General features: G+C 58.5%; 21 protein-coding genes. 16 read left to right on the forward strand and 5 right to left on the reverse strand.

Translation table 11 applies throughout. The features are described from left to right. Positions 1 to 83: 83 nt before the first annotated feature. The 10 genes from DXC90_RS03950 to DXC90_RS04000 all read left to right on the forward strand — a co-directional run bounded on the left by DXC90_RS03950 (position 84) and on the right by DXC90_RS04000 (position 9,212). Positions 84 to 476, forward strand: coding sequence for a tetratricopeptide repeat protein (locus tag DXC90_RS03950; protein WP_117734850.1), 393 nt, complete (start codon positions 84 to 86; stop codon positions 474 to 476). Positions 477 to 502: 26 nt separating this feature from the next. Continuing rightward, complete coding sequence (gene deoC / locus DXC90_RS09580) at positions 503 to 1,807, forward strand: deoxyribose-phosphate aldolase (protein WP_199406606.1); 1,305 nt, start codon at positions 503 to 505, stop codon at positions 1,805 to 1,807. Positions 1,808 to 2,002: 195 nt separating this feature from the next. Next, positions 2,003 to 2,740, forward strand: coding sequence for a GntR family transcriptional regulator (locus tag DXC90_RS03965; RefSeq protein ID WP_117734932.1), 738 nt, complete (start codon positions 2,003 to 2,005; stop codon positions 2,738 to 2,740). Between the two features lie 92 nt (positions 2,741 to 2,832). Beyond that, a complete protein-coding gene (locus DXC90_RS03970) occupies positions 2,833 to 3,537 on the forward strand; it encodes a transaldolase (protein ID WP_117734851.1) in 705 nt (234 codons plus the stop codon). A 199-nt stretch (positions 3,538 to 3,736) separates the two neighbouring features. Further along, a complete protein-coding gene (locus tag DXC90_RS03975) occupies positions 3,737 to 3,988 on the forward strand; it encodes a hypothetical protein (protein WP_233502141.1) in 252 nt (83 codons plus the stop codon). Between the two features lie 64 nt (positions 3,989 to 4,052). Beyond that, entirely contained in the window at positions 4,053 to 4,883 is an 831-nt protein-coding gene (locus DXC90_RS03980; RefSeq protein WP_117734852.1) for a transketolase, read from the forward strand. Further along, a complete protein-coding gene (locus DXC90_RS03985; RefSeq protein ID WP_117734853.1) occupies positions 4,883 to 5,821 on the forward strand; it encodes a transketolase family protein in 939 nt (312 codons plus the stop codon). Before DXC90_RS03980 ends, DXC90_RS03985 begins: the two co-directional genes overlap by 1 nt. Positions 5,822 to 5,856: 35 nt before the next feature. Continuing rightward, complete coding sequence (locus tag DXC90_RS03990) at positions 5,857 to 6,285, forward strand: PTS sugar transporter subunit IIA (RefSeq protein ID WP_117734854.1); 429 nt, start codon at positions 5,857 to 5,859, stop codon at positions 6,283 to 6,285. Positions 6,286 to 6,497: 212 nt separating this feature from the next. Beyond that, on the forward strand, positions 6,498 to 7,148 hold the full coding sequence (locus tag DXC90_RS03995) for an HAD family phosphatase (protein WP_117734855.1): 651 nt from the start codon (positions 6,498 to 6,500) through the stop codon (positions 7,146 to 7,148). Between the two features lie 369 nt (positions 7,149 to 7,517). Continuing rightward, positions 7,518 to 9,212 (forward strand): ATP-binding protein, encoded by a 1,695-nt coding sequence (locus tag DXC90_RS04000; protein ID WP_158550214.1) that lies wholly within the window; start codon positions 7,518 to 7,520, stop codon positions 9,210 to 9,212. A 133-nt stretch (positions 9,213 to 9,345) separates the two neighbouring features. On the opposite strand, the gene DXC90_RS04005 is transcribed toward DXC90_RS04000, so the two are convergent. Further along, positions 9,346 to 10,224, reverse strand: a complete 879-nt coding sequence (locus DXC90_RS04005) for an ATP-dependent sacrificial sulfur transferase LarE (RefSeq protein WP_117734857.1) — start codon at positions 10,222 to 10,224, stop codon at positions 9,346 to 9,348. A 173-nt stretch (positions 10,225 to 10,397) separates the two neighbouring features. On the opposite strand from DXC90_RS04005, the gene DXC90_RS04010 reads away from it, so the two are divergent. Beyond that, positions 10,398 to 11,048, forward strand: a complete 651-nt coding sequence (locus DXC90_RS04010; protein WP_117734858.1) for an HAD family phosphatase — start codon at positions 10,398 to 10,400, stop codon at positions 11,046 to 11,048. A gap of 201 nt (positions 11,049 to 11,249) precedes the next feature. Here DXC90_RS04010 and DXC90_RS04015 read toward each other — a convergent pair whose 3' ends face one another. Beyond that, positions 11,250 to 12,455 carry an ATP-binding protein gene (locus tag DXC90_RS04015; RefSeq protein WP_117734859.1) on the reverse strand — a complete coding sequence of 402 codons (1,206 nt, stop codon included), beginning with the start codon at positions 12,453 to 12,455 and terminating at the stop codon, positions 11,250 to 11,252. A 214-nt stretch (positions 12,456 to 12,669) separates the two neighbouring features. Then, on the reverse strand, positions 12,670 to 13,803 hold the full coding sequence (locus DXC90_RS04020) for a LacI family DNA-binding transcriptional regulator (protein WP_233502145.1): 1,134 nt from the start codon (positions 13,801 to 13,803) through the stop codon (positions 12,670 to 12,672). Positions 13,804 to 14,131: 328 nt separating this feature from the next. Between DXC90_RS04020 and glmS the strand changes: the two genes are divergently transcribed. Beyond that, positions 14,132 to 15,979, forward strand: a complete 1,848-nt coding sequence (gene glmS / locus DXC90_RS04025) for a glutamine--fructose-6-phosphate transaminase (isomerizing) (protein ID WP_117734860.1) — start codon at positions 14,132 to 14,134, stop codon at positions 15,977 to 15,979. Positions 15,980 to 16,099: 120 nt separating this feature from the next. Here glmS and DXC90_RS04030 read toward each other — a convergent pair whose 3' ends face one another. Then, entirely contained in the window at positions 16,100 to 16,801 is a 702-nt protein-coding gene (locus DXC90_RS04030) for a GntR family transcriptional regulator (protein WP_233502147.1), read from the reverse strand. A 193-nt stretch (positions 16,802 to 16,994) separates the two neighbouring features. Between DXC90_RS04030 and DXC90_RS04035 the strand changes: the two genes are divergently transcribed. The 3 genes from DXC90_RS04035 to DXC90_RS04045 all read left to right on the forward strand — a co-directional run bounded on the left by DXC90_RS04035 (position 16,995) and on the right by DXC90_RS04045 (position 20,173). Next, a complete protein-coding gene (locus DXC90_RS04035) occupies positions 16,995 to 18,029 on the forward strand; it encodes a YeiH family protein (RefSeq protein ID WP_117734862.1) in 1,035 nt (344 codons plus the stop codon). Positions 18,030 to 18,295: 266 nt separating this feature from the next. Beyond that, complete coding sequence (locus DXC90_RS04040) at positions 18,296 to 19,513, forward strand: helix-turn-helix domain-containing protein (RefSeq protein WP_117734863.1); 1,218 nt, start codon at positions 18,296 to 18,298, stop codon at positions 19,511 to 19,513. An 84-nt stretch (positions 19,514 to 19,597) separates the two neighbouring features. Next, a complete protein-coding gene (locus DXC90_RS04045) occupies positions 19,598 to 20,173 on the forward strand; it encodes a hypothetical protein (protein WP_147326603.1) in 576 nt (191 codons plus the stop codon). A 63-nt stretch (positions 20,174 to 20,236) separates the two neighbouring features. Here DXC90_RS04045 and DXC90_RS04050 read toward each other — a convergent pair whose 3' ends face one another. After that, positions 20,237 to 20,758 (reverse strand): nitroreductase, encoded by a 522-nt coding sequence (locus DXC90_RS04050; protein WP_117734865.1) that lies wholly within the window; start codon positions 20,756 to 20,758, stop codon positions 20,237 to 20,239. A 295-nt stretch (positions 20,759 to 21,053) separates the two neighbouring features. Between DXC90_RS04050 and DXC90_RS04055 the strand changes: the two genes are divergently transcribed. Beyond that, on the forward strand, positions 21,054 to 21,344 hold the full coding sequence (locus DXC90_RS04055) for a hypothetical protein (protein WP_006235631.1): 291 nt from the start codon (positions 21,054 to 21,056) through the stop codon (positions 21,342 to 21,344). Positions 21,345 to 21,361 lie beyond the last annotated feature (17 nt).

The raw sequence follows: 21,361 nt of genomic DNA on the forward strand, positions 1-21,361 counted from the left end.
TTTCTTCAAGGGGGTTGTTCCTGTGCCTGGTCCCCGGCAGGGGAACAACCCCTTTCGTTTATTACTGCTAGTGGAGGTTTCCAATGGGTTTGTTTGGATTTGGCAAGAAAAAGGAGAAGGTGGCCTCCGCTGCAGCCGAGACCGCACCCGTTCTCGATCGAGATGCCGTTCTCGACGCCGTTAAGGCAAAGCGTTCCGAGCTCGAGGGCAAGGAGGGCGTCGCTGCCGCAAACGTTCTAAACGAAATTGGCAAGCTTTATGCCGATGCCAACATGGTCGACGAGGCCGTTGAGGCATACGAGCAAAGTCTGGAAGCCAATCGCACGATGGGCAAGGCGTCTGCGGCACTGGTTAAGCTTTACAACAAGAAGCGTGCGGCTGCCGCCGAAGCGAAAGACGATGAGGCTATCAAGTATTACATGGACAAGGTTACCGAGATGCTTGCCATCTCCAAAGACCAGCTTCGTGGCAAATAATCGGGTAGTAAGAAGGGTTTCCTAGCATGGAAAAGACGCTGATTTTGCTTGCCGGGCCTCCGGCTACGGGCAAAACCGATTTGGCTGATCGCATCAAGGCTCGCCATACATCCGAGAGCTTTTTGAGCGTATCGCTTGATGACGTTAAGGAAGAGTATTGGGATACGTACGGCTTTAACAATGCCGAGGAAAAGGCACAGGTTGATGCGAACGCTCTTCAGGAGTGGTTCCGTCGCCTCGATGTCGCCATGGCGGATGGGCCGCAGATTATGTGCGATTATCCGTTCTCTGCCAAGCAGCACGACAGGCTCGCCGAGTTGGCGGACAAGCACGGCTACCGTGTGCTCACGATTCGCCTTGTCGCCGATCCCGTTATGATTAGCAAACGCTACCGTGCTCGCGATCTTAAGCCGACGCGTCATCTTGCGCACATTGTGACGCATTATCACAAGGGCGATGTGCTCGAGGATCGTAGCAAGGGCGACGACCTGGTCGATCTGGATATCCTTGTCGACCGCATCAAAAACCGTGGCTATGATACGTTTGAGCTGGGTCATACCATTGAGCTTGACGTGACCAATGTCGATGCCGTTGATTATCCGGGCTTTTTGGCCAAGGTTGATGAGTATCTGGATGATCCCTCGTCGGTTGCCGCCATTGCCGCCAAGGCGGGGGCAGAGCTTACCGATGAGGACCTCTGCTCGCGCATCGACTATACATTGCTTAAGCCGACGGCGACCTGGGATCAGATTGATGCCATTTGCGCCGAGGCATTCGAGTGCGGTTGTGCCAGCGCATGCATTCCGCCTTCGTATATCGCCCGTGCTCACAAGGCCTATCCCGACCTTTCGCTTACCACGGTCATCGCTTTCCCGCTTGGCTATATGACGAGCGCCGCGAAAGCCGTCGAAGCGGCCGATGCCTACGCCAACGGTGCCTCCGAAATCGACATGGTGATCGATCAGGGTATGGTTAAGGCCCGCGACTACCAGGCGATTGAGGACGATATTCGAGCCGTGCGCGAGGCTGTGCCCAATGCGACGCTCAAGGTCATTGTCGAAACGTGCTATCTGGCGCAGGAAACCAAAAAGCCGATCTGCCATGCGGTCGAGGCTGCCGGTGCAGACTTTATTAAGACGTCTACCGGTTTTGGCACGGCTGGCGCTCAAGTTGAGGACGTCTATCTGTTTGCTCAAGAGCTGGGCGGGCGTGTAAAGGTCAAGGCATCGGGCGGCGTGCGCACGAAAGAAGACCTTGCGCTTATGTCGGGCGCTGGTGCCGATCGTATCGGCGCGAGCGCCAGCCCACGCAAGCTTTTCGGCGCACGCTAGAGGCGGCTTGGGGCATTCTTTGCATAAAGAATGCCCCAAGATAGTGGCGAGTTGGTGAAGCATGCTCGGCTGGAGTGAATTATGCGCGGGCGGCGTTATCGATGTGAGTCTTTTAAGATTTTGCGGTTAACATTTATTAAAAGACAGCATCTGATATCAAGGAGTTAAAGAACTGGTCCAGATAGGGGAGGGATGATGACCGATACGTCTGAGCTCGATTTTAGCGGCAAGGAGCAGCTGTATTCTCAGCTGTACGATATCCTGTTCCAGGGAATTACGAGCGGTGCCTACAAGATTGGTGACTACATTCCCTCCGAAAGCGATCTTATGAAGCGCTATGACGTTTCGCGTGCAACGGCGCGCAAAGCGATGGAGCTGCTTTCTAATAATGGCTTGATTAAGAAGAAGCGCGGACGCGGATCAGAGGTTGTTGCTAACGTGCCACTCAGCTCGCCCAAGCGCGTCTCGAGCTATATCAAAAAGAATGTGGACGAGTTTGCAGTGCCTCAAAAACGTTTGATTGAGTCTGGCGTTGTAGCCATGCCTCAACACGTTGCCCACGAGCTGGGCTTGGCTGAGGGCACAAAGGCCTTTTGCCTTCGCCGCGTACGCGTGTCGGGCGACCGCCCATTCTATCTGGAGACGATTTATTACGAAGACGGTTATGTTCCGCATATTGCGGAGCGCGACTTTTCCAAGGAATCGCTTCGCTCTTACCTCAATAACTCGTGCGATATTCGCTGGAGCCGTGTGAGCCAAAAGATTGGAGCTTGCGTTGCTACCGACGAGCAGGCCGAGCTTTTGGGCATCAGCGCCGGTGCTCCGCTGCTTAACATTACGAGGGTTTCTCATGACCAGCAGAATGTGTCCCGTGAGTATGTGGAGTCGTTCTACCGTGCCGACCTCTACCACCTCGAGATCGAACTCAATTAAGGGGCTCTCCGTTCCACTCTGATGCGGCGGCGCTTTTGACAAACAATTCAGTCCGTACATTTCTATATCATCATGTATGTAAGGAGTACATTATGGCAATCAAGGTATTTGCCGACGGTGCCAATCTCGAGGGCATGCTCGACATGGCCGAGAACGGTAACGTTCAGGGCTTTACGACTAATCCCTCGCTTATGAAGGCGGGCGGCGTGACCGATTACCGCGAGTTCGCCAAGACCGTGCTCGAGCACATCACCGATGTCTCGGTTTCGTTTGAGGTCTTTGCGGACGATGAAGCGGGCATGGAGGCCGAGGCTCGCGAGATTGCGACTTGGGCTGACAATGTGTATGTCAAGATTCCGGCTCTCAACACCAAGGGTGAGTCGACCGCGGCGCTCGTTAAGCGCCTTTCTGCCGACGGCATCAAGGTAAATGTTACGACGATTTTTACTCCCGAGCAGGTCGATGAGTTTGTGGACGCTGTCTCCGCTGAGACGCCGTCTATCATCTCTATCTTCGCCGGCCGTATTGCCGACACCGGCGTTGATCCGCTGCCGTTGATGGCTGAGTCTGTCAAAAAGGCCGCGGCAAAGCCGCAGTGTGAGGTGCTCTGGGCGTCTACCCGTGAGCTGCTGAATATCTATCAGGCCGAGTCCGTGGGGTGCCAGATCATTACCGTTCCCAACGGCATTCTGGCCAAGCGCAAGAACGTCGGTAAGGACCTCATGGAGTACTCGCTCGACACCGTTAAGGGTTTCGCGCGTGATATCGAAACGCTTGGATTCCACATCCTGCCGTAACTGGACAAGCCGAGTTGTCTATATCGGTTGATGCAGAAGGAGTAAGGGTCGTCGTTGCCTGTACGGCGGCGACCCGTAATGCCCCAAGTTGGCAAAGGCTCCTGGCTTTTGTTGACTTGGGGCTTTTGTGTTTTAGGGTGAAATTTCCGTCTGGCACGCCATCTGAAAATTGAAGATCGCAGGCGGTGCCGTCTGTACCGTGGGTATCGCCCACACGTATATGGCTCAGAAGACGATTCAAAATGAATGCGCCGCTTGTGGCATTGAGCACAAGGCTGAGGCCCAGGGCGGCCTGGGTTTCGAGAAGGAGCTGACGCGGGAAGACATTGACTCCGCCGACATCGCGACCGTGCCTATGACCGCGCTCAAGAAGTGGCTGCACCACACGCTGGCCGATCAAAGTCTCGTCTCCTTCGAGGCTGACTGGAAAAAGGTCGTCGCGCGGGCTTAAACGAGTGAATTGTCCCGGCATCGCATCATCCAGTGCCGGGGTTGTTCTCAAGAGAGGAATTCGTATGACCAACCAGGAACTGGCGAAGGTCGCCAATGAGGTCAGGAAGGGTGTCGTGACTGCGGTTCACGCCGCCAAGTCGGGGCATCCGGGCGGATCGCTTGGCGCCGCCGACATTATGACCTACCTCTACTTTGAGGAAATGGATGTCGACCCGGCGAATCCGAGCCGCGCCGAGCGCGATCGCTTTGTGCTCTCCAAGGGACACTGCGCTCCGGCGCTCTATGCCGTGCTCGCCGAGCGCGGGTTCTTTCCCAAGGAGGAGCTCGAGACGCTCCGTCGTATCGGCAGCCGCCTGCAGGGCCATCCCAATATGAATGACACGCCGGGCGTCGACATGTCGACCGGATCGCTCGGTCAGGGTATCTCCGCCGCGGTTGGAATGGCACTCGCCGCAAAGCGCTGGGGTGACAGCTACCGCGTCTACACGCTGTTGGGCGACGGCGAGTGCGAGGAGGGCCAGGTGTGGGAGGCGGCCATGTTCGCCGGCAACCACGACTTGGATAACCTCGTCGCTATCGTCGATCACAATGGCCTGCAAATTGACGGCAGTATCGACGAAGTTAACTCGGCTATGCCGCTTGCCGACAAGTTCCGCGCCTTTAAGTGGCATGTGATCGAGCTGGCCGACGGTAACGACATGGCGCAGATTGCCGCCGCCTTTGCCGAGGCTCGCAAAGTGAGCGACTCGCCTGTGGCCATTATCGCCGAGACGGTGAAGGGCAAGGGCGTCTCCTTTATGGAAAATCAGGTGGGCTGGCACGGCAAGGCACCCAACGATGAACAGTTTGAGCAGGCCATGGCCGAGCTCGCAGCAGCAGGGGAGGAGCTCTAATGGCAGAGGTCAAAAAAGTCGCCACGCGCGTTAGCTATGGCGAGGCACTTGTCGAGCTGGGCAATGAGCGCGATGACTTTGTGGTCCTCGATGCCGACCTGGCCACCGCAACGCAGACCGGTAAGTTCAAGGCTGCGCACCCTGAGCGCTTCTACGACGCCGGCATTGCCGAGGGCAACTTGATGGGGCTTGCCGCTGGCATTGCGACCACGGGTCACGTCGCCTTTGCGAGCACCTTTGCCATGTTCGCCGCTGGCCGCGCGTACGAGCAGGTACGTAATTCTATCGGCTATCCGCACCTCAACGTCAAAATCGGCGCCACGCATGCGGGTGTCTCGGTCGGTGAAGACGGCGCCACACATCAGTGCTGCGAGGACATTGCGCTCATGCGCACGATCCCAGGCATGACGGTGATCGTTCCCGCCGATGACATCGAGGCTCGCGCTTGCGTACGCGCCGCCTATGAGTTTGAGGGACCGGTCTACATGCGCTTCGGCCGTCTGGCAACACCGGTCATCAACGACCATGAGGACTATGAGTTCAAGATCGGTCGCGGCGTGGTCGTGCGCGAGGGATCCGATGTGACCATCATCGCGTGCGGCCTCATGGTCGCCGAGGCGCTTGAGGCTGCCGAGGCCCTCGCTGCCGATGGCATCGATGCCGAGGTCATCAACATGCACACGATCAAGCCGCTTGATGAGCGCCTGGTGGTTGCCAGCGCCAAGAAGACTGGTCGCGTGGTCACCGCCGAGGAGCATTCGATTATCGGTGGTCTTGGCGAGGCCGTGGCCTCGGCACTCGCGGAGCAGCATCCGGTGCCGATGCGTCGCGTCGGCGTGCGCGATGTGTACGGCGAGTCCGGCCCTGCGGTCGATTTGCTGCACAAGTACGGTTTGGACGCCGACGGTATCGAGGCTGCGGTCAGGTCCGTGTTGTAAGGAAGGTTCCCACGGGGTTTGTATCTGCCAACCAACTGACAATCGGGTATACCGCCGCCTCGCACGAGGACGCCCTGCATTATTTGTCCGAGCAGGCCGTCGATCTCGGCTTTGCCGATGACGCATCTGCCGTAGAGGCTGCCTTTATTGCTCGCGAGAACGAGGCCGAGAGTGGCCTTGTCGCCGGTTTTGCCGTTCCGCATGCCAAAAGCGACGCGATCCATAAGCCGGGCGTTGCCGTGCTCAAGCTGGCCGAGCCCGTCGAGTGGCCGAGCTTCGATGGCGTGCCCGTCGATGTTGCGCTTGCACTGTACGTGCCCGCCGGCGAAGCTGGAACCACGCACTTGCGTCTGCTCTCCAAGGCTGCCGTGATGTTGATGGACGCCGGCTTCCGCGACAAAGTGCGCGCGAGCGCCGATCCCGCCGAGATCGCGGAGCTTATTAACGCCGGGCTCGAGGGTTAGAACGAGCTCTCCGTTCCATTAATCGATCCTTCTCCAAGGAAAAGGACCGCGACGCTATAGGCGTCGCGGTCCTGTCTGCGTTTCCCCAGATAAAACCTGCCAAAATAAACCTGTCCCCTTTCAGCAGCTTGGCGCGATATGCTATATACGTTATATACAAGTTGGAAAGTGTGGTAGAGTGGCGGCAATACAAGCCGGCGAAGGGGGTCGATATGATCAAGGCTGTCATTTTTGACATGGACGGAACGCTGGTCGATACCGAGCGTTTGGACGTGAGGGCATGGAAGGTGGGCGCTGCCGAGCTGGGGATTGCGATTGATGATGCGCTGGTCCATCAGTTTATCGGTCGCTCGATGCCTGATGTCAGGGACATCCTTGAGGAGCATTACGGCAGCCGCGAAATCGTCGAGACGGTCGAAGCCCACTACAGGGATGCTCTCGACGAGATGGTCAAGACCGATCTGGAGCTTAAGGCCGGCGCCGCCGAGTGCCTGGACGAACTGCTGGCTGCGGGCTATCACGTGGGCCTCGCGACGTCGTCGCGCCGCGTTGCGGCCGAGCGCAACCTTAAGACGGTCGGCCTCTTTGATAGGTTTGAGACGGTGACCTGCAACGAGGATACCCTGAACGGCAAGCCCGATCCCGAGATCTACCTGCTCGCCTGCGATCGCGCGGGCTTTGCTCCCGAGGAATGCGCCGTGGTCGAGGACTCACGCAACGGCTGCGTCTCAGGCATCACGGCCGGCTGCCATGTCTTTGCCGTCCCCGATATCGTGCCGTTGCCGCAGGACGTGGCGGACGGCTGCGAGGCCGTGCTCGATACGCTGTTCGATCTGACGGCGGCGGTCAGGGCCGTGCGCTAAAGGTATGCGCCGAGGCTGATGACGGTGGCTTCGGCGTGGCCCCGCTTGCGTTTTCCCAGATAAAACCTGCCAAAATAAACCCGTCCTCTTTTGGCGGGTTGGCGGGGGAATGCCCGCCGCAACTTATGGCACGGTTGGGATGTGTACGCTTTAAAGAGCGGAGCCCATGGTTAGAGAGATGCGCTCGTCTCTCTAAACGTCTCTCTAAAGAGAACGTCGGTTAGAGAGATGGCCTTAGGTAATCTAGCAGTGAATTCGATACATCTCTCTAAATTTCTCTCTAAAAGAAGGTGCTCATCTCTCTAAAGTTAGAGAGATATACTAAGCTTTAGAGAGATAAATCTATTGTTTTAGAGAGACGGAATGCCAATGCTGTTGGATGAACCTCTTGGCCTTATCGTTGAGCGCCTTCGCAGGCGGGGGACCGATGACGCATCGGTAGAAGTTAAAGCCTGCACGAATAAATTGAGTGCAGACGTATGGGAGACAGTGAGTGCTTTTGCGAACACTGCGGGCGGGCTCATTATTTTGGGCCTGAACGAAGCCGAAGGATTTGTTCCTTCTGCCAACTTTGCTATCGACAGGGTGCGCGACCAGTTTGTTTCGGGTATCGGAGACGGAGGCTCAGCGGCGGTGGTGACCCATGCGCCACTGTATGAGCTTGATCGAGGCGAGGTCGACGGGCTCCAGGTACTTCTGGTGCGCATCTTTGAACTTGAGCTCAAAGCGAAGCCATGCTATATCGGCGCGCGCGGCGTGCAGAACGGTAGCTACAAGCGCGTGGATGATAAAGATATCAAGATGTCGCCCGCTGAGCTATATGAGCTACAGAGTGCGTTGCTTCCGAGCGATGCAGACGGTACGGTGGTTTCGGAGGCAACAGTCGAGGATTTGGATCCAGATGTCGTGCGGTCCATTATCGCAAATCGCCGGCTGCAGACCCCGCGCGTTTTGCGCGGGGCCGATACGCTGGAAAAGCAGCTGGCCAGACTCAATATCACTACAAAGGATGGAGCTGTGAAGCTCGCGGGGCTGCTGTCGGCGGGAATCTACCCCCAGCAGTTCTATCCTAAGCTGATGATCGATGTCGCCGTTCATTCCGATGTGGAAAAATCTGCTCCTGGGCAACCCCGGTTTATTGACCGCCAGTTGTGCGATGGCCCGATTCCGGCTTGCATCGAAGATGCCCTCGCTGCGATCGGACGAAACTTGCGCAAAGCGGCGATAGTGCGAGGCGCTGGTAGAAGGGAAGATTGGGAAGTACCCCAGGAGGTTTTGCGCGAGGCCTTGGCGAATGCCTGCATCCATCGAGAGTATTCGCCCATGTTTGTGGGGCAGGCCGTGAGCGTCGATATCTACCCAGACAGAATAGAGATCAAAAACCCCGGCGGGCTTTGGGGCGGAAAGACGGTGGACAATCTTGCGGACGGGGAATCGCGCTGCCGAAACCCAAAGCTCATGAGTCTGATGGGGGCGACGCCGTTAGAGCATGCTGAGGGGGCTGTTGCGGAAAGTCAGGGATCTGGCATCCCGGCTATGATTCGCGAGATGGAGTCTCGTTCGCTTGGCAGGCCGAAATTTATCGTTAAGGCCGATTCGTTTACGGTGCTGCTTTCCCGGCACGGGGCGGAGCTTGCTGAAAACCGCATGTGGATTCAGGGCCATGTGGACACCGAACTGACGCATCGCGAGGAAACATTGCTCATGTTTATGCGGGAGCATGGGTGCGTATGCGATGTTCAAAAAATACGAGAGGCTTTGAAGTGGGATTCGGATGACATTCGCCTGATCTGCGGGGGCCTTGTCGATAAACATGTCCTGTCAAAATGTGGCAAAGACACGTTTGAAATTATCGATATGAGCAGAGAATTGTCAGCTTCGACGGCGGATAGGATCCTGGAGGCTCTCAGCGCCGGAATGGATATGACGGCGCGAGAAATAGCGGTTGCATCGGGGGTTAAGATTTCGTCCGTCCGTTACCATCTGCCAAAAATGGCGGATAAAGGACTCATTGAAGTAATGGGTTCATCGACGAGCCGCAACCGCCGCTATCGGAAGAGGTAGATGTGGCTGAGTCGCCTCTCTAGTGTCTCTCAAAGATAGATGGATGCTAGAGAGGCGGTTGCCCTGCGATATTTCCCCAGATAAAACCTGCCAAAATAAACCTGTCCCTTTTTGGTAGGTTAAACGGCGTAACTTAAAGGTTCATGTTGCCGTGGATGTAGGGGGTGACCTCGGGGAAGATGTGGGCGCAGCCCAGCTCGCGCAGCGCGGACTCGATGGCGGCGGGCAACGGGGTCTTGCCCTCGCCGTCGACGGCGGCACTGCCGAGGGCGGCAATCTTAGCGAGATCTGCGGGAGCGGCTTCGATATGCATGCAGCCGCCGACGAGGCGTGCGCGGACCTGGTCCAGGCCAAGGTCGTGCAGGTAGTCCTCACAGGTGCGGATTACATCGACCTTCTCGCGCGTGAGCTCCTCGCCCGTGGGGACACGCGTGGCCAGGCAGGCTCCTGCCGGCAGGTTCCAGACGGGGTATCCCCAGGCGCGCAGCAACTCGCGCTCCTCGTCCTTGGTAAAGCCGACCTCCATGAGAGGGGAGCGTACGCCGAGCTCCTGGGCAGCGCGCATGCCGGGGCGGTAGTCGCCGCGGTCGCTTGCGTTGCTGCCGTCGATGACGGTGGGAAAGCCCAACGACTTGGCGTGGTTGACGATGGCGGTAAAGCCGGCGCGCTTGCAGTGGTAGCAGCGGTCGGCATCGTTGCAGGCTACTTGGGGGAGCCGCAGCTGATCGACCGAAAGATTGAGCACGGGGAGCTTAAAATGCGGCCCCCCATCGGCCTGCCCGTGAACGGACCGCTCAAACGAAGCCTGCTCGGGCGTGCCGATGAGCGGCGTGGTGAGGTGAACGAGAAGCGTGTCGGCAGGCATGATGCGGGCGCAGACCGCGGCCAGAAAGCTGCTGTCGACGCCGCCGGAAAAGCCAATGGCGACGCGTCCGTATGCCAAAAGCAGCTGCTCGAGCGCTGTGAGTTTGTCCTGAAGCCCCTCTGCAGGTGCGGTGGTGTCTGAAAGCATGAATCGATCCTTGCCGTTGAGTACTCGGTCGAAAACTATAATCCTACCGAGCCGCTTGTCATAAGACTTCTATCTATGTAACGAAAGTGCAATATGCTATATACGTTATATACAAGTCTACAGGTGCGGTAAAGTTGCGGGAGTACAGAAGCGCGAAGCGATGGGGGACCGATATGATCAATGCCGTTATTTTTGACATGGACGGAACGCTGGTCGATACCGAGCGTTTGGGTATCAAGGCGTGGAAGGCGGGCGCGGCCGAGCTGGGATTCGCGATTGATGATGCGCTGATCCATCAGTTTATCGGTCGTACGCTGCCCGACGTCATGGGCATCCTTGAGGAGCATTACGACAGCTGCGAAACCGCTGAGGCAATCTATCGTCGCCATAGGGAGATTCGCGACGAGATGGTCAAGACCGACCTGGAGCTTAAGGCCGGCGCCGCCGAGTGCCTCGACGAGCTGCTGACCGCGGGCTATCACGTGGGCCTTGCGACGTCGTCGCGCCACGTCACGGCCGAGCGCAACCTTAAGACGGTCGGCCTCTTTGACAAGTTTGAGACGGTGACCTGCGGCGAGGACGTCGTGCGCGGCAAGCCCGACCCCGAGATGTACCTGCTCGCCTGCGAGCGCGCGGGCTTTGCTCCCGAGGAGTGCGCCGTGGTCGAGGATTCCCGCAACGGCTGCGTCTCGGGCATCACGGCCGGCTGCCACGTCTTTGCCGTTCCCGACATCGTGCCGCTGCCGCAGGACGTGGTGGACGGCTGCGAGGCTGTGCTCGATACGCTGTTCGATCTGACGGCCGCGGTCAAGGCCGTGTGTTAGCGTTCGCACGCGAGTCGCCATGCCCCGCGCCCGATCCCGCAGGACGGCGACGGCAACGGCGCCTGCGCGGAGGCGCTGACGCGGTCAGCCCCTCTTATCACGCCAAGATTGCTGTTTTGGCCGATAAGAGGGGCATTGTGCTTTAAGCGACTGGGGCTGCGGCCTTGGTAAGGAGCTGGCGGAGAGTTATGACGCTACAAGTTACTCCAGGAGCCAGTCGATCACGTTGCGCTTGCGGACTCCTTCGTAGTTCGCGTCCGCAAATAGCGTGTCGAGCGTAAGAAGCGTCTTGGGGTAGTTGTCTCGGACTTTCTTAAAGGGGGCCAACTCTCGATTGAGGGTGGTTTCGTCGAGCGTTGTGGCTGAAACCTGAAAATAGGCTGTCTCGTCTGAGTTTAGGGCAACAAAATCGATTTCCCCGCCGTCGATATCGCCCACGTAGACGTCGTATCCACGACGTAGGAGCTCGAGATAAACAACATTTTCGAGGATATGACCGATATCGCTGCTTTGGGTTTTGACAAGAGCGCCTCTAAGTCCAAGGTCAACGGCGTAGTATTTGCCGTTTGTTGAAAGAAGCTGCCGACCGCGCACGTTATAGCGCGGAGCAAAGTACAGCACAAGGCTGTCTGTTAAGCCTTTGAGGTACTTGGCTACGGTTTTCTGGTCGGTTTTGTTGCCGTTGGATGAGAGCGTGTCGGAGATTTTTTTAATCGAGATCCGGTTTCCAATGCTATGGAGTAGGAACTTGGTGATATCGCGCAGGGTTGGGACGTCCGAGACCTTCAGGCGTTCGATAACGTCGCGTATGACGATGGTATCGTAGAGGCTCATAAGATAATCGCGCGCCTGGGGTCCCTGAATACCCGTCTCGGCGATAAAGGGAAAAGAGCCCCGGGTGATGTACTCGTCAAACAACTGCGCGGGAGCCTTTCCGTCATTGGTTTTTGCCGAGCAAAACTCTTTAAAGGATAGGGGCAGCATCTTGAGCTCTACGTAGCGACCGGAGAGCAAAGTAGCCAGCTCGCTCGAGAGCAGATAGGCGTTGGAACCGGTTATGTAGAGGTCGACATTGTCCTTGATAAAAAGACTGTCGACGGCTTTTTCGAAATGCTCGACGTGCTGTATCTCGTCCAGAAAAACGTAGTTCATCTTATCGGGGACGAGTCTGGCGGAAATGTAGTCGTATAGTGCTCTATATGACGTAAGCGACTCGAACTCCAGGTCTTCAAAGTTGAGGGATATAACCTGGTCACCTGTGATTCCATAATCGCGCAGGTAGCTACGGTAGATTTCGAATAGCTTTGATTTGCCGGACCTTCGCACGCCCGAAACGACCTTGATGACGTGCGAGTCTTTCCACGAAATGAGCCAGTCGAGGTACTGTTTGCGATCAATCAGATTCATGAAACCCCTTTCTTGGCGAGAAAAAACTGGAGCAAAATCAATACTTATAGGAAATATCTAAAAATATGGAATTGAGTCTATTTTAACAAAATAGTTAATGAAAATTGGATTACATTCCATAAATATCCGTAGCCGCAGGTCCGGCTAAACGGGGGGCGCATGGGGCCAGTAAAAAACGCCGCAGCGGGCCTGTTTCCGTTGCGGCGTTTTTTTGTTACAAGTAGGCGCCCAGGTTGATGTCGGTTGTCGGGACCATGGGTTGGCCCGTCGGGTGCGGCTTGGCATTTTGGGTGCTTACGCGCTCGAGCAAGAAGGGACGCACGAGCTCCTGACGGTTAATGTCCTCGTTGGCCGTGACCGTGGTGACGGTGCGCGCGGCGGAGCCGATGCGGACTCGTTTGGTCTTGGCGACAGGTTTATCCTCGATTTGTTCCATGAGCAGCTGCACGCCCTTGCGGCCAATTTCATAGCCCGGCGGCGCCACGGTGGTAAGGGGAACCGACCCGCTCCATGCAAGGGGGTTGCCGTCGCAGCCGGCCACACGGACCTGCTCGGGGACGAAGATGCCTTTGTCGGTCAGCGCCGAGATAACGCCCGAGGCCAATACGTCGGTCAGGCCGATGACAAAATCGGGGCGCTCGTCAGCAGGGCGTTCGGCAATCTGGGTACCGATGCCGTAGCCGTCGGCTGCGGTATTCCACTCTCCGGCATCGATGACCTCAATTTTGATATCGGGATGCAGGGCAAGTGCTTTGTGGATGCCAAGGACGCGCAGGGTGAGCTGCATAAATGCCGCTCTGCCCACAACGGTGATATGGCGTGCGCCGCGGGCGATGGCGAGCTCGGCGATAATGCGCCCCTGTGCCTCGTTGTCGGCGGCCACGTAGTAACCGGGTTCTGAACAATGGACGTCCAGATGGACGATGGGGACGGGAATCTTGGTCATGGCGGGGTACCAATCGGGGGACGCCATGGGCTGAACCATGACGCCGGACATCTGCGTGCCCATAAAATAGCGCAGGTAATGGTCCTCGAGAATGTCGTCGTTATCGGCGTTGGCGATGAGCAGGTCGTAACCGTGTTTGCGTGCCTCGTTGTGGGCACCGCTGGCAATTTGGAGCGAGAAGCCGTGGTCGAGGCGGGGGAGAACCAAGCCAAAGGACTTGGTGGTGCCGCCTGCGAGCTGGCGGGCGCTTTGGTTGGGCAGGTAGCCCAGGCGATTGATGGTCTCGTTGATGAGTTTGAGGGTCTCGGGGCGCAGCTTTTCGGGGTGGTTGAGCGCGTTGGATACCGTGCCCAGCGAGACCCCCGCTTCGCGCGCGACGTCGCTGATTTTTACCTTTGCCATACCGGCCCCTTTGATGCGTTTCAAGTACAAGGCAGATTGTAGCATCGCCCGCCCCTAGGGTGTCAAAACCTGCCAATTAGGGACAGGTTTATTTGGCAGGTTTTATCTGGGCAAACGCCGTTGCCAGCGCGACCACCACAAAGGTGCCTGTCCCCATTGTGGTGGTTTGGACCGGCTGGGCATGTGTGCATCGGGTGGTATCTAAGTTGAGATACCACTTCTGGTATATCAGCTTGCGCTTGCGTGAGTACAATACTCGAACGTTATACGTCTCAGCGCCCCCTGCGCGTGGACGTCTTGCAGTCACGCGAACGAAGGGATTTATCCTATGTGCGGAATTGTCGGCTACACCGGCTCTGATATTGCAAAGAACATCCTGGTCACGGGCCTCAAGCGCATGGAATATCGCGGCTATGACTCCTCGGGCGTTGCGCTCGAGGTGGGCGAGGGCGCCGCGGCTCACCTCGACGTCATCCGCCGCGTGGGCAAGGTCGCGGGCCTGGAGAGCGAGCTTTCCAATATCGACAGCGACGCTACCTGCGGCATCGGCCATACCCGCTGGGCTACCCACGGCAAGCCCTCCGTCGTTAACGCCCATCCTCACACCAGCTGCGACGGTCGTATCGCCATCGTCCACAACGGCATCATCGAGAACTTCGCTGAGCTGCGCGAAGAGCTGGATGGCCGCGGCCACCACTTTAAGAGCGAGACCGATACCGAGGTCTTCGCGCATCTGATCGAAGAGGCCTATGCCGAGACACACGACCTGATGGCCTCCGTGCGCGAGGCTTGCACCCACGTGGTCGGTGCCTATGGTCTGGCCGCTGTGTGCGCTGACGAGCCCGGCGTGATCGCCGTAGCCCGCAAGGATTCCCCGATTGTGGTCGGCGCAGGCGAGACCGGCGCCTATGTCGCCTCCGACGTCATTGCACTCATCGACGCCACCCGCGATGTCGTGGTGCTCGAGGACGGTCAGTTTGCCAAGCTCACGCCCGCAGGCGTCGAATACACCGACGAGGCCGGCAATGTTATCGAGCCCAAGGTCACTCACATCGACTGGGATCTGGACATGGCCGAAAAGGGCGGTTATCCCGACTTCATGCTCAAGGAAATCCACGAGCAGCCGCGCGTCGTGCGCGACACGCTGGTCGGTCGTATGACGCCAGCCGGCGAGCTCGACATCGACGAGCTGGGCCTTTCGCTCGAGGAGCTCAACGACATCGACCGCGTCTACGTGATCGCTTGCGGCACCAGCTATCACGCTGGCCTCATTGCTAAGAATCTCATTGAGGGCTGGGCTCGTATTCCTACCGAGGTCGAGGCGGCAAGCGAGTTCCGCTACCGCAACCCCATCATCACGCCGACGACGCTTGTTGTGGCCGTGTCCCAGTCGGGCGAGACGGCCGATACCCTTGCCGCCATTCGCGACGCGCGCATCAAGGGTGCCAAGGTCTTCGGCATCACCAACGTGGTGGGCAGCCCGGTGGCGCGCGAGAGCGACGGCGTCATCTATACCAAGGCCAACAAGGAGATCGCGGTCGCCTCGACCAAGAGCTTTATCGGCCAGGTTGTGAGCCTGACGCTGCTGGCGCTGCTGCTGGCGCAGGTCAAGTACCGCCTGACCACCAAGCAGGCGCGCATGCTGTTCCGCGAGCTTTCCGATACGGCAGAGCAGATCCAGTGGATTCTGGACACGCAGACCGAGGCCGTGCACGAGGCCGCCCTGCTGTGCAAGGGCGCGCAATCGGCGCTGTTCGTGGGCCGTGGCATGGGTGCCGCTATCTCCTACGAGGGCGCGCTCAAGCTCAAAGAGGTCAGCTACCTGCACGCCGAGGCCTACGCCGCCGGTGAGATGAAGCACGGCCCCATCGCCCTGATCGACCCGGGCTTCCCTGTCATCGCCGTGGCCACCAAGAGCGCCACCTACGACAAGACCGTGTCGAACCTTATGGAGTGCAAGGCGCGGGGTGCCAAGGTCATCGTCGTTGCCACTGAGGGCGACGAGGAGATCAACAAGATCGCCGATTGCATCATCCGCGTGCCGGCAGTCCGCGACGTGTTCAGCCCCATCACGGCGAGCGTCCCGCTGCAGCTGCTCGCCCGCGAGGTCGCCATCCTGCGCGGATGCGACGTCGACCAACCCCGAAACCTGGCGAAAAGCGTTACTGTCGAGTAGCGGATGTTCCGGCGTTCCAACAGCCAAGGCCCGGCTCCGCGTCATCAGACGGAGCCGGGCCTTTTTGTACGGAGAAACCACCACAAAGGTGCCTGTCCCCTTTGTGGTGGTTTTGGCAGGTTAGCGGAGCTTGCTGGTCTCGAAGTACTCGGGATACTGGTCCAGAATCTCGGTCTGGTTGCGGAACATCATGTGCAGGTGCTTGCTCACCAAAAAGCGCGCCTCGATGGGGTCGCGTCCGGCAATAGCGCGGCGGATTTGCTTGTGCTCGTTAACAATCTCCTGCTTGTCGAGCGTCTGCGTGGCGGCGCGCAGCCAGCGGAAGCGCTCTAGGTCGGCATTGGTCTCCTCGAGCCACGACCACACGGTGCTGCGGCATGCGATGCTAAAGATCATGCGATGCATGAGATTGTCGCTCAAAAAAAAGCCGATGCGATCCTCTTCGGCCATCGCCTTTTCCTGCAGCACGATGGCGCGGTCGAGCTGCTCGATGCCCACCGAGGTGGCACGCGCGCAGCACTCCACGATCACCTGCTTTTCCAGGTGCTCGCGAATGTAGCAGGCACTCTCGGCAAGGGTAAGGTTGATGGGCGAGACATAGGTGCCGCTTTGGGGCACGGTGCGCACCAAGCCCTCTTGCGCCAGACGCACCAACGCTTCGCGCACAGGGGTGCGCCCCATATCCAGGTCGTCGCAAAGCTGTTTAACGCCCAGCTTTTCGCCCGGCTTGTAGTCCAGGTAGACGATTTTGCGTCGAATGGTGTGGTAGGACTGGTCCTGTAGGCTCGCTTCTTGCTCGCCGATGTGCATCGATTCTTCCATAGCGCCTCGCAACCGTTCATTCACACTCATATGTCAGTTGTTTATTATGCCGCGAGTCAGCCCTCCGCGGTGGGTAATTCAATCGCCGCCCGATAACTTTTGCGACATTTTTTCCTGCGTTTGCGCGGGATTGCGCTTAGCGTTGTCGTATCGTAAGTCGTCGAAAACGTGAAATAGGAAGAAGGAATCCCATATGCAACTGGCAAATATCGTACGCGAGCGCTGGAAGGGCGTCTTGTTCTGCCTGATCATCGCCATTCCCGCAACGCTGCTCGGCAAGCAGATCGAGGTGGTTGGCGGGCCGGTATTTGCCATCCTCTTTGGCATGGTCCTGGCTCTCGTCTTTCCCAAGAATCGTCGCGAACCGCTCGCTGCTGGCGTCACCTATACATCCAAAAAGATCTTGCAGTACGCGGTTATCCTGCTTGGCTTTGGCATGAACCTCTCGCAGATTCTGTCCAAGGGCGCCCAGTCGCTGCCGATTATCGTGGCGACGATCTCGACCTCGCTTGTTGCCGCCTTCGTGCTCTGCCGCGTCATGAACGTGCCGAGCAAGATCGCGACGCTTGTGGGTGTGGGTTCGTCGATTTGCGGCGGTTCTGCCATCGCCGCGACCGCACCCGTCATCGATGCCGACGATCGCGAGATTGCCCAGGCTATTTCGGTCATCTTCCTGTTTAACGTTATCGCGGCGCTCGTGTTTCCGACGCTCGGCGGCATGCTCGGGCTGACCAACGAGGGCTTTGGCATGTTTGCCGGCACCGCCATCAACGACACCTCGTCGGTAACGGCTGCGGCGAGCGCCTGGGACAGCATGCATCCCGGTGCCAATGTGCTCGAGAGCGCCACGGTGGTCAAGCTCACCAGGACGCTGGCCATTATTCCCATTACGTTGGTCCTCGCATGCTGGCAGATGCATCTAGCGCGCAAGGCTGGCGGCGACGCCAAAAGCACGTTCTCGCTTAAACGCGCGTTTCCCATGTTTGTGCTGTTCTTCGTGCTGGCGAGCGTGATCACCACGGTGCTTCAGCTTCCCGCGTCCGTTACGGCACCTATCAAGGAGCTTTCGAAGTTCTTTATCGTGATGGCCATGGCGGCTATTGGTTTCAATACCGATATCGTTGAGCTGGTCAAAAAGGGCGGTAAGCCCATTGCGCTGGGCCTTTGCTGCTGGATTGGCATTGCGTGCATGAGCTTGGGAATGCAGTACGTGCTGGGAATCTGGTAGAGAAGTAGCCAGTTTGCGTGTTGGCTGCTGGTGAGCGCATGCCTGCGGTGGAGCGATAGGAGCTCTTGCGGGTATGGCTTGTCCGCAGGTTGATAGGTCCCGAAGAGCTCTTATCGCCCCGCCAGGATGGCGATGCGGGGCAACACCTATACTCGCAGGACGGCGCTTTCTGCCCTATAGTGTTTGGTGAGCAATATCGTTCAATTTTGAAACACTCGGTCGTGCGACCGTCGGCGGCTGCACGTCGCCGCGGACAGGGGCAAATCATGGATAGCGATTCCAAGCTGAACATCTTGACCGAGGCCCTGGCTGCTGCCGGGGCCTCGGCATTGGCAATCGATGCGCGGGGGGACGTCGCGATTTCTACCATGAATGACGCGGCTCTTGAGCGGGATGTGGCGGCTTTTGTTACCGAACGCCTCGACCGTATAGGAGACGGCGCGCGTCTGGTTATGGGACGTGCGGGTGCGCGCCTGAGCCTGACCGTTCGCCCCACCGACAAAGAGGGCGGGGGGCTTTGGGTCGCCGTGGTCCGCGAGGTGCGCGGCGCCGCGGCACATGCGGGCATCGAATGGCTCAATGCCGACGAAGTTGAGGCCCGCTACGAATCGAGCGCGTACGGCATCGTTGAGGGGGCGGCCTCGATGGCTGCGCCGGTCGCCGAGAGCTACGCGCGCGGAGTGCCCCTTATGCTCGAGGGCGAGCTGGGGGCGGGTCAGGTCGAGATAGCCAAGCGCCTCTATCTGGACGGTCCTTTTGCCGATCAGCCCTTTGTTTCCGTCGCGCTCGATGAACTCACCGATCGCGGTTGGCGCCATATGCTCAAAAGCTCCGAATCGCCGCTGTTCCAAACGGGGCTGACCCTTTGCATTGAGGGCTGGAACGCGGTTGGCCCCCAGCGCCTCCGCGAGCTCGTTTCCACGATGGCCGACACCGCGTTGGCGACGCGCTGCCATGTGGTGCTGACGGCGAATGACATGCCGGGCGGCAGCGAAAGTGATCAAGCCGCCTTTGTGACCGAGCGCTTCGCCTGTGCGGTGAGCGTGGCGCCGGCAATCGCCGAGCAGGGAGCCGCGTCGACGAAGGCTGCGCGCTATTTGGAATATCTCGCTGATGCATTTGGGACGGCAGCGCCCACGCTGTCTGCCGCGGCGACGAAGACGCTCGATGCTTACCGTTGGCCGCGCAATTATCTGCAGCTCCGCGAGGTCTCGGAACGACTGTATATATTGGTGGGGGCGGGCACGGTGGACCGCGCTGTGGCGGAGGAAGTGCTCGCCCAAGAGGACGTGATTAAGACCGCAACCTTTGGCGCCCCGACGCTCGAAAGCGACCTGTATATCCTGCGACCGCTGGCCGATACCGAGCGAGATATCGCGCATCTGGTTGTAGATCATCTCCACGGCAACCGGACTCGTGCGGCAGAGGTGCTGGGTATAAGCCGTACAACGCTGTGGCGCTTGCTGAAGGACGATGACCGTTGAGCGAGGCGCCCGTGACCGCGCGCGACGCGTGTGCTACAGTCCAAAGCGTTATTGTTTCGATTTGGTTACGGCGTGCGAGGGCATATGGCTGAGACTTCAAAACCGAGCCGCAGAAGACGGAGCGCCGCGCCGGTTAACCGACGCACGACATCGGTGACGTGGGGCAAACACGCCTCGGGGTTTGATGGCTCGTTCAAGCGCACTAAATATGGCTATCCTTCGGCAAGCGCTCGCTTGGCTATGCAGGCCGAGTCGTCGCTGTGGGGCCGCAAGCGCGTGGTGGGCTCAAAGCTCAAGCACGACGGCACACTCGGTTACATCAGCCGCGGGGCGGCTCGCCGCAGCGGGCTCAATCCCGCCGGCTGGCATCGCTACGTGCCGATCATGGTTGTCGTTGCAGCGATCGTCATCGCGCTCGCTGCGCTTGGCTACGCCGGCGGCGGCGCCAACTTGGACGCAATGTTTAAATCGCCCGAGCTCGCGCATGCAGGCACAGAAGTTGTCGAGGGCGCACAGACCCAGACGGGCGTTGTGCCCCAACGCGGTATCGTCGCGGCGGCCACCACCATCGCCGATGCGCAAAAGGACGAGGACGAACAAAGCAGCGAAGCCGAAACGACTCACACGAACGAAACGACGACAACGGCGACGTCAATATAAGTTGCGAGAGGGGTAGCTAAAATAGCCCCGTCCCAAATTAGCTACCCCTATGACGCTCCTGGGTTACCTTACGTAGACCACGTTGTCGCGGCGCGGCTTTGCCTCGGGAAGTGCGTCTTCGGCATAGCCCAGAATGCAGTGACCGACGCCGCGTAGGCTTCCGTCGGCGGGTAGACCCCAGCTGGCCAGTAGCTCCAGACCCTCGGGCGAATCGAAAACCTCATGCGCGCGGTGAATCCAGCACGAATCAACGCCCAGCGCATAGGCAGCATTGAGCAGGTTACCCATGGCAAGCGAACCGTCTTCCAGATGCGTGGGCACGCTGCGGTCGACCAGCACCACCACAACGGTCTTGGCGCCATAGAAGGGGTCGCTGTTGCTGCCCATGACTTGCGCGTTGAGCTGTGAGAGACGCTCAGCGGTCGCGGGGTCGGTGACGGCGACAAACGTCACCGGCTGGCGGCCCATGCCGCTCGGTGCATATTGGCCGGCTTCGATAATACGTGCAAGCTTTTCGGCCTCGACGGGGCGATCGCTGTATTTGCGACAGCTGCGGCGGTGAATGAGCGCTTCGATAGTCTCCATGGTGTCTCCTTGCGATGGCGTTGCAGATGCCCCGTTCATACCCGTCGGGCTCAAACGATAGACGGTCAATTGCCCGGCCAAAAGGATAGATTCCAATTGGGAAAGTGAGTTTGCATAAAAGTGCCTTCAGAATGTGACAAACAAATGGGATGGTTAAACGTTTTATCCCGTCTACCCTGCGGTTTTTTACCACTTGCCTAAATGATGCGCGTATAAGCTCTGATAAAGGTTTTACTAAAGGAGAACCAACGTTTATCAATGCGCTGTGGTGGCGCCGGGCCAGGAGGTAACTATCATGTTCCAGGCTGGAGATGTCGTCGAGACCGATTTCGAAGGATTTCTGAAGCTGCTGCGTTCCAAGACGCGCGCTTTCGTGTCGATCAACGATCACGAGTACTACATCACGCACACCGATGGCTATTGGCGTGTTCAGGATTGCGAGGCCCTCAACGACAAGGGCCACTTTACTGACTGCTCCGAGCTGGTCAACACGGTCTGCGAGGTCGTCGAGCTGCCGTGGATTGCCGGCAAGAGCCTGCATGATAGCTTCTCGGGCGCTACGGTCTATGAGGCAGTCGCCGCTTAACAGGCAATAAAACCCGA

Origin of the sequence: Collinsella sp. TF09-1AT (assembly GCF_003436895.1) — a bacterium.
GTDB lineage: Bacteria > Actinomycetota > Coriobacteriia > Coriobacteriales > Coriobacteriaceae > Collinsella.